Origin of the sequence: Mesobacillus sp. (genome assembly GCF_049588175.1) — a bacterium.
Classification (GTDB): Bacteria; Bacillota; Bacilli; order Bacillales; family Cytobacillaceae; genus Mesobacillus.
This window is the reverse complement of record NZ_JBAVFI010000639.1, coordinates 1-7,692: the sequence shown is the minus strand read 5'-3', so window position 1 is coordinate 7,692 and position 7,692 is coordinate 1. Positions and strand designations below refer to the sequence as shown.

Sequence of the window (7,692 nt, the reverse complement as noted above, 5' to 3'; positions counted from 1 at the left end):
CCCGTTATAAATTAAAAGAAACGCTGGAACGCATCATAAACGAAGGATCTGGCGGATTAATTGCAATCATTTTATAATTGGACTCCTCCTTGGAGTCTTTTTGTATTTATTGGCCTTGTTAATGCTCTTTGTTGAATTTCAGGCGTAAGACACCTCAAAAATGCCAGTGCATTTCCTTTGTGCTACGTTGATTCAATCAAGCTTAATAAATGTCCGGATGGATGAGCGGATTAGGTGATTTCGCGGAAAGAGGGCCTAAAGGGGACTTGGATCGGTTCATTTTAAGCCTGTTTATTGGAAAGGAAGTGCTTGGAGCGAAAATCATCCCTTAATCTTGATAATGCCTAAAATTTGGCAATATTAAATTGTTAAATCATCGAAATTCCTTAGATTCCAAATGTGCTTAAGCTCAAAGAGGACGGTACTTGAAGACTAAATGGCGACAATTTTTACAAAAGCAGAATAAATGTTTGAAATTCTTCCGCTGGGGTAATTAAAAAAGGGTTAACATATTACAATTATGTTTCAAAGAAGAAAAGATTCCCATTATTTCTTGAAATTATCTTGATAAGAAGAAAACATTGTGATAATCTTTTAACAGAATTAGCGTTGTGGCTTTAAAACCCTTATATAATAAGGATTTAAGGCAATTTGATTTCATTTACACGGTTTTTTACGACCTGTGCGAATAAAATCCACAAGCAACGTATAGAATTCATTTGTTTTGTTTAGAAATGTAGTAACAATGCTTTATTTCTGAGCAATGGGATATCTTTGGGAGGAGGTGAATGGCATGAACAAAACAGAACTTATCAATGCAGTTGCAGAAGCTGGTGAGCTTTCTAAAAAGGATGCAACAAAAGCAGTTGACGCTGTTTTTGATTCAATCTTAAATGCATTAAAAGATGGGGACAAAGTACAATTAATCGGTTTTGGTAACTTCGAAGTGCGTGAGCGCGCTGCCCGTAAAGGCCGCAACCCACAAACTGGCGACGAAATCGAAATCTCTGCAAGCAAGGTGCCTGCTTTCAAACCTGGCAAAGCACTTAAAGATGCAGTGAAATAATTACATACGACGCACTGAGCGTATGCTTAAGCAAAAGGCCGCGACCTGTTCGCGGCCTTTTTTGTATGCCACCCAAAGGGAAAGTTTTTGCTTGCACTGAAATGGTTATGCTAAGATGAAAATATTATAATCAAATAGCTTAAATAATATGTACGATTATAATCAGATTTATGGAACATAGGAGGAAATGCAGATGTCGAACGTCAATCGTGCCCAGATTGAAGAAGCGGTACGTTTAATATTAGATGCAGTAGGCGAGGATCCAAACCGTGAAGGATTACTTGATACACCAAAACGTGTAGCCAAAATGTATGAGGAAGTTTTCTCAGGCTTGAACCAGGATCCGAAGGAATACTTCGAAACAATTTTTGGTGAGGATCATGAGGAACTAGTATTGGTCAAGGATATTCCATTCTACTCAATGTGTGAACATCATTTGGTCCCGTTCTTTGGAAAGGCACATGTTGCATACATTCCGAGAGGCGGAAAGGTTACAGGCCTTAGCAAGCTTGCAAGGGCGGTTGAAGCAGTAGCGAAAAGACCGCAGCTTCAAGAGAGGATTACGTCCACAATTGCAAATTCGATTATGGAAAAGCTTGACCCTCATGGAGTGATGGTTGTTGTCGAAGCGGAACATATGTGTATGACAATGAGAGGAGTCAAGAAGCCGGGCTCGAAAACGGTAACTTCTGCTGTACGCGGTACTTTGGCTGAAGATGTAAATGCTCGTGCAGAGATCCTGTCATTGATTAAAGGTTAAAATGGTAATCAAGGCTAAAAGCAATTCTTTTAGCCTTTAGATGCTTTATTTTTCCTGTAAGGGGGATAATAATGGATAAGAAACCAAGTGTAAACACGGATTACGTTGTAATAAAGGCTATTGAAGATGGAGTGAATGTGATTGGGCTTACAAGAGGGACGGATACTCGTTTTCATCATTCTGAAAAGCTTGATAAAGGCGAGGTCATGATCGCACAGTTTACAGAACATACATCTGCTATCAAAATCAGGGGTCATGCCAAGATCGTGACACCGTTTGGAGAAATTGAAAGCGAAAAGAGATAAAATAGTCTACCTTTAACTATTTTGTTACAAAATACGCTCTTTTTAAGGTAACTGGCTTTTAATTTATATTATCACGTTCATCTTACTATCATTTATGATATAATTGTCACTGCCTTGGAATGTTCGGTACAACTGCAAACTAGTTATATAGGCGCTTTTTTTATGTCTGTTTAATATTGTTCGACAATTTCTGCCCGCCGGCAATCCAATTTAAATAAGGGGAACAAGGGTGATATATTTGCTAGACTTACAATCCAAATTAGACGGCATCAGAGATCTTCTTCTCGAAAAACTTTCGCATCCTTATTTACTGGATCATGTAGAATCTCCATATATAGATGATGATAAGATCTTGCTGCTTATTTCATTACTTGATCAGTACGGAGTAAAGCAGGAACAAATAGAGAATTATACTGTGACCGCAATGCTCCTGCAAATTGCCCTTGATACCCATGAGCATGTCCAGAACTCACAATCAGGTGAAGAAGACAATAGCCATAAAAACCGCCAATTAACAGTGCTTGCAGGTATTTATTTTAGTGGCCTGTATTATAAACTTCTTGCAGAAACAGATGACATTGAAATGATCAAGCAATTGGCAGCAGGTGTAAAGGAAATTAATGAGCATAAGATATCTGTTTATCAAAAAGAAGCCGAAGCCATTGATAAATTGATGTACAGTGTAAAATTGATTGAATCTACACTGCTTGGGAAAATCGCTGAACACTTCCATGCTCCAGAATGGCATGATCTAACTGCAAACTGGCTATTTGTAAAAAGATTGATTGCAGAAGAAAAGAAGTTCCTCCAATCAGGCAGATCGCTGGTTTTTGATGTCTTGAAGAAAATCGCATTGCCTAAAGTAGACCAAAGCTCTACGGAACTATCTTCTGAACAGCAAAAGTACTTATTATCAATTTGTACTCGTTATATTGAATTTTCATTGACGATGATAGATACATCTTTAAACAGGCTTCCTGGAATGAACAGCCTGCTTGCTGACCGGTTAAAGCTGATCGCTGGCCAGCACCAGTCCATGTCAAAAAAATTCGCGGAAGAAGGGTAAAAGAAATGCAGCAATCGAAAGAAGAACGAGTTCATGGTGTCTTCGAAAAAATCTATGAAAATTATGATCAAATGAATTCCGTCATCAGCTTTCAGCAGCATATTAAATGGCGCAATGACACCATGAAGAAAATGAATGTACCCAAAGGCGCTAAAGCCCTGGATGTCTGCTGCGGAACAGCTGATTGGACGATTGCACTAGCAGAAGCAACTGGCCAGGAAGGCAGCGTTGTCGGGCTTGATTTCAGTAAAAATATGCTGAAGATTGGCGAAGAAAAATTGATTGATCGTAAACTTGATCAAGCGACCCTCATTCATGGCAACGCGATGGAGCTGCCATTTGAAGATAATAGTTTTGATTATGTGACGATTGGTTTCGGATTGAGGAATGTTCCCGACTATAACCAAGTATTGCGTGAAATGCATAGAGTCCTGAAGCCTGGCGGGATGGCCGTTTGCCTTGAAACTTCCCAGCCTACAATGCCTGGTTTCAAAGAGGTGTATCGCCTTTACTTTAGATTTATCATGCCTTTGTTTGGCAAACTATTCGCTAAGAGCTATCAAGAATATTCCTGGCTTCAGGAATCAGCAAAGGATTTTCCAGGCATGAAAGAACTTGCTAGGATGTTCTCTGATGCAGGATTTGTGAATGTAGAATATAAACCATATAGTGGCGGTGTGGCCGCTGTTCATATAGGCCGAAAACAATAATAGACGATCTTGGCTGCCCTTTTCTTATTCGCTCGGCAAGGAAGGACAGCCTGTTTTTAATTAGGCTTTTTTCGATGATTGCGCATTCTCGCACTGCCAGGCATTGAAAAAAGCCTGCAGACCGGTTTATCATGTATCATATGTCATGGTTTACTAAGTTTGTAGCGATACGAGTAATTTATGTTTTATACATAGCTATGGGAGTTTGTTTATAGTTGATAAATAACGACCCACTAGCATAAAAAATCCCTCCTACCTGGCAGACTTTATGGTTGTGTAAGCCGACTGGCTGCTGACGCACTAGAGCCGGGACAGGATGCAAAAGCTGGGTGGATATTATGAAAATGAAACTGTTGTATACATATTTAAATTCGGACTTAACATTGATTGAGAAAGCGCTGGAAGATACCATTCAGGCAGAATCTCAACTGCTCAGGCAGGCAAGTCTGCATTTGCTTAAGGCAGGAGGTAAACGGATCCGTCCTGTATTCGTGCTGCTTGGCGGCAAATTTGGCAACTATGATATAAATGTGATCAAGAATGTCGCAGTTTCACTTGAACTGATTCACATGGCTTCCCTTGTACACGATGATGTCATTGATGACGCTGAATTGCGCAGGGGCCAGCCAACCATCAAAGCAAAATGGGATAATAGGATTGCCATGTACACTGGAGATTATATTTTTGCTAGGGCTCTAGAGCTTATGACAAAAATCGAAAATCCGCTCGCCCACCAAATACTTTCTGATACGATCGTCGAATTAAGTGTAGGGGAGATCGAGCAAATAAAAGATAAATATAATTTTGAACAAAATCTGCGCAACTACCTGCTCAGAATAAAAAGGAAGACAGCACTTCTTATCGCTGCCAGCTGCCAGCTTGGCGCAGTTGTTTCAGGAGTTCCGGAAAAAGACCACCGCAAATTATATCGCTTTGGTTATTATGTCGGTATGTCTTTTCAAATTACCGATGACGTCCTGGATTTTACGGGTACTGAAAAAGAGCTTGGAAAACCAGCTGGGGGGGATTTGCTGCAAGGTAACATCACACTGCCAGTCTTGTATGCGATGGAGGATGAACAAATCCGTACGAAGATTATGTCAGTCCATGAAAATATGGATAGGCAGGAGCTTGATGAAATCCTGAAAATGATTCAGGGATCCGGTGCGATTGAAAAATCACTTAACCTAAGCGACCGCTATCTGGATAAGGCGCTGGCGATTCTCGGTGAACTCCCGCCAAACAAGGCCAAAAAATCATTGCAGGATATTGCGAAATTTATTGGTAAACGCAAGTATTAGCAAGTTGCGAATTTTTCAAAAAAATGATACTATTTTCAAGGGTTGCTTTTGTAAGCGGTTCACATACATAGATGAATTAGGAGTGGAACTCATGGAAAAGACGTATTTGATGGTCAAGCCTGACGGTGTACAGCGTAACCTGATTGGTGAAGTTGTTGCTCGTTTTGAAAAGAAAGGCTTCCAGCTAGTTGGCGCAAAACTATTGAACATCCCAAGAGAACTTGCTGAAGAGCATTATGGCGAACACAAAGAGCGTCCATTCTTCGGCGAATTAGTAGATTTCATTACTTCAGGCCCTGTATTTGCAATGGTATGGCAAGGTGAAAATGTTATTGCAACTGCACGCCAGATGATGGGTGCTACAAACCCTAAGGACGCAGCTCCTGGAACAATCCGCGGAGAGTTCGGCGTTACAGTTGGAAAGAATGTAATTCACGGTTCAGATTCAGCTGAGAGCGCTGAGCGTGAAATCGGATTATTCTTCAAACAAGAAGAATTAGCTGAGTACAGCAAATTAATCAACGAGTGGGTTTACTAAAACCACCAGGGCACTTGTAAACACAAGTGTCCTTTTTATTTTCGGCCCTTTTTCTTATAGATTGTTATTGGAGGTGGCTTACCGGCTACCCCGCGGAAAGCGAGCAACCTTTCGTTCCATTCAACACTACTCTAACAGCAACAATAATTACAAAAACAGCCATGGAAAATAAATGTCTCTCTAAGTGACTTTAATCAGCTATAATGAGAATATCAATCTTTTTTAGTTATTTACGAAGGGGTACAATGATGCCGCGTGATTATGAAAATTTCATCACAAAAGTCTACCAAAAAACAGGTATAAACCTGGCACTGTACAAAGAAGCGCAAATGAAGAGGAGATTAACTTCTCTGTATCAGAAAAAGGGCTTTGCTTCTTTTAATGAATTTTTTCAGGCTTTAAACAATGATCAGGAACTTATGAATGAGTTTCTAGACAGGATGACCATTAACGTTTCAGAGTTCTATCGAAACGGGAAAAGATGGGAAGTCTTAGATAAGATTATCCTGCCAGGACTAATCAGCGATAATTCAAATCCTAAAATCTGGAGTGCTGCCTGTTCAACAGGAGAAGAGCCGTACACTTTGGCTATGGTCCTTTCTAAACATGTACCTTTATCGAGATTGCAAATCCTTGCGACGGATATCGATGATAATGTATTGGCAAAAGCGAAGCTTGGAATATACTCAGAGCGCTCGTTGAACGAGGTGCCAAAAGAGATTGTAAAAAAGTATTTTAACCCAGAGGGTTCATATTTTAAAGTGTCGGATGAGATCAAAAAAACGGTAACCTTTAAAAAACAAAATCTTTTGGCTGATCCTTTCGTGGGAACATTTGATTTGATCGTCTGCCGAAACGTCCTTATTTACTTTACTGAGGAAGCAAAGGAAGAACTCTATCAAAAATTCAGCGCTGCGCTAAAGCCCGGAGGAATACTCTTTGTGGGCAGTACAGAACAGATATTTAACCCGAATACATACGGATTCGAAACTGCAGAAACCTTTTTTTACAGAAAGAAATAGCAAGGAGAGCCGGTAATCCGTGCTCTCTTTTGTATTTTCAGCGTTATTTTTAAAAATTGAGGTGGACTTTTTGCGAGTCTTTACCCTTCATGATAAAATGGCTTCATTCCAAAAACAGTACGATAAAAATTTCGAAATAATTAATTTATTGCTATTTTTCTTTTGAACGGTATGATATATTAAAACAAATCCTTTAGCGAGTTGAAGGGGGAAAGCGTATGAGATATTTAACAGCGGGAGAATCACATGGACCGCAGCTTACAACCATTATAGAAGGAATGCCAGCAGGTATGCCGCTGATAGCTGAAGATATAAATGAGGAGCTTTCACGCAGACAAAAGGGTCATGGGCGCGGCAGAAGGATGCAAATAGAAAAAGATACTGTGCAGATTACCTCTGGGGTAAGACATGGACTGACACTTGGGTCTCCGATTGCACTAGTTGTTGAGAATAATGATTGGAAGCACTGGACAGGAATAATGGGCCAGGAACCACTAGATGAACATTCTCCTGAGGAGGTCAAGAGGAAGATTTCCAGACCACGTCCCGGGCATGCAGATTTAAATGGGGCATTGAAATACGGTCATCGTGACATGAGAAATGTCCTTGAACGGTCGTCCGCCAGAGAAACGACAGTGAGAGTAGCTGCTGGTGCTGCTGCTAAAAAATTATTAACTTTACTTGGTATTGAGCTAGTTGCCCATGTGGTCGAAATAGGTGGGATAAAAGCAAGGAATCAGGATTTTTCATCCCTTTCACAATTGAAGGAAGTGACAGAAGAATCCCCGGTGCGCTGTTTTGATTCTGAAGCCAGCCTGAAGATGATGGAGGCGATTGATGATGCTAAGAAAAATGGAGATTCGATTGGCGGTGTCGTAGAAGTAATCGCGGAAGGAATGCCAGCAGGCGTTGGCAGCTACGTCC

10 protein-coding genes are annotated in these 7,692 nt (G+C 40.4%); all 10 read left to right on the top strand.

What is annotated here, in order from left to right:
* A partial coding sequence (locus tag WB217_RS15390; protein WP_423994115.1) for a sporulation stage IV protein A occupies window positions 1-77 on the top strand: 77 nt, incomplete at its 5' end.
* Window positions 78-793: 716 nt separating this feature from the next.
* Complete coding sequence (locus tag WB217_RS15385; protein ID WP_079509561.1) at window positions 794-1,066, top strand: HU family DNA-binding protein; 273 nt, start codon at window positions 794-796, stop codon at window positions 1,064-1,066.
* Between the two features lie 193 nt (window positions 1,067-1,259).
* A complete protein-coding gene (folE, locus tag WB217_RS15380; protein ID WP_423994114.1) occupies window positions 1,260-1,826 on the top strand; it encodes a GTP cyclohydrolase I FolE in 567 nt (188 codons plus the stop codon).
* A gap of 71 nt (window positions 1,827-1,897) precedes the next feature.
* Window positions 1,898-2,131 (top strand): trp RNA-binding attenuation protein MtrB, encoded by a 234-nt coding sequence (mtrB, locus tag WB217_RS15375; protein WP_335375701.1) that lies wholly within the window; start codon window positions 1,898-1,900, stop codon window positions 2,129-2,131.
* A gap of 229 nt (window positions 2,132-2,360) precedes the next feature.
* Window positions 2,361-3,197 (top strand): heptaprenyl diphosphate synthase component 1, encoded by an 837-nt coding sequence (locus WB217_RS15370; RefSeq protein ID WP_423994113.1) that lies wholly within the window; start codon window positions 2,361-2,363, stop codon window positions 3,195-3,197.
* Between the two features lie 5 nt (window positions 3,198-3,202).
* On the top strand, window positions 3,203-3,907 hold the full coding sequence (locus tag WB217_RS15365) for a demethylmenaquinone methyltransferase (protein WP_423994112.1): 705 nt from the start codon (window positions 3,203-3,205) through the stop codon (window positions 3,905-3,907).
* 338 nt (window positions 3,908-4,245) lie between these two features.
* Window positions 4,246-5,208 carry a heptaprenyl diphosphate synthase component II gene (hepT, locus tag WB217_RS15360; protein WP_423994111.1) on the top strand — a complete coding sequence of 321 codons (963 nt, stop codon included), beginning with the start codon at window positions 4,246-4,248 and terminating at the stop codon, window positions 5,206-5,208.
* 91 nt (window positions 5,209-5,299) lie between these two features.
* The gene (ndk, locus tag WB217_RS15355) at window positions 5,300-5,746 is read left to right on the top strand and encodes a nucleoside-diphosphate kinase (RefSeq protein WP_423994110.1); all 447 of its coding nucleotides are present in this window, start codon (window positions 5,300-5,302) and stop codon (window positions 5,744-5,746) included.
* 248 nt (window positions 5,747-5,994) lie between these two features.
* On the top strand, window positions 5,995-6,768 hold the full coding sequence (locus tag WB217_RS15350) for a CheR family methyltransferase (protein ID WP_423994109.1): 774 nt from the start codon (window positions 5,995-5,997) through the stop codon (window positions 6,766-6,768).
* 218 nt (window positions 6,769-6,986) lie between these two features.
* Window positions 6,987-7,692, top strand: a 706-nt coding sequence (aroC, locus tag WB217_RS15345) for a chorismate synthase (RefSeq protein WP_423994108.1), incomplete at its 3' end; no start/stop codon positions are given.

What these genes read in the sequence shown, in the direction of transcription:
- WB217_RS15385 (WP_079509561.1), top strand. Translation starts at nt 794, where the DNA reads ATGAACAAAACAGAACTTATCAATGCAGTTGCAGAAGCTGGTGAGCTT.
- folE (WP_423994114.1), top strand. Translation starts at nt 1,260, where the DNA reads ATGTCGAACGTCAATCGTGCCCAGATTGAAGAAGCGGTACGTTTAATA.
- mtrB (WP_335375701.1), top strand. Translation starts at nt 1,898, where the DNA reads ATGGATAAGAAACCAAGTGTAAACACGGATTACGTTGTAATAAAGGCT.
- WB217_RS15365 (WP_423994112.1), top strand. Translation starts at nt 3,203, where the DNA reads ATGCAGCAATCGAAAGAAGAACGAGTTCATGGTGTCTTCGAAAAAATC.
- hepT (WP_423994111.1), top strand. Translation starts at nt 4,246, where the DNA reads ATGAAAATGAAACTGTTGTATACATATTTAAATTCGGACTTAACATTG.
- ndk (WP_423994110.1), top strand. Translation starts at nt 5,300, where the DNA reads ATGGAAAAGACGTATTTGATGGTCAAGCCTGACGGTGTACAGCGTAAC.
- WB217_RS15350 (WP_423994109.1), top strand. Translation starts at nt 5,995, where the DNA reads ATGCCGCGTGATTATGAAAATTTCATCACAAAAGTCTACCAAAAAACA.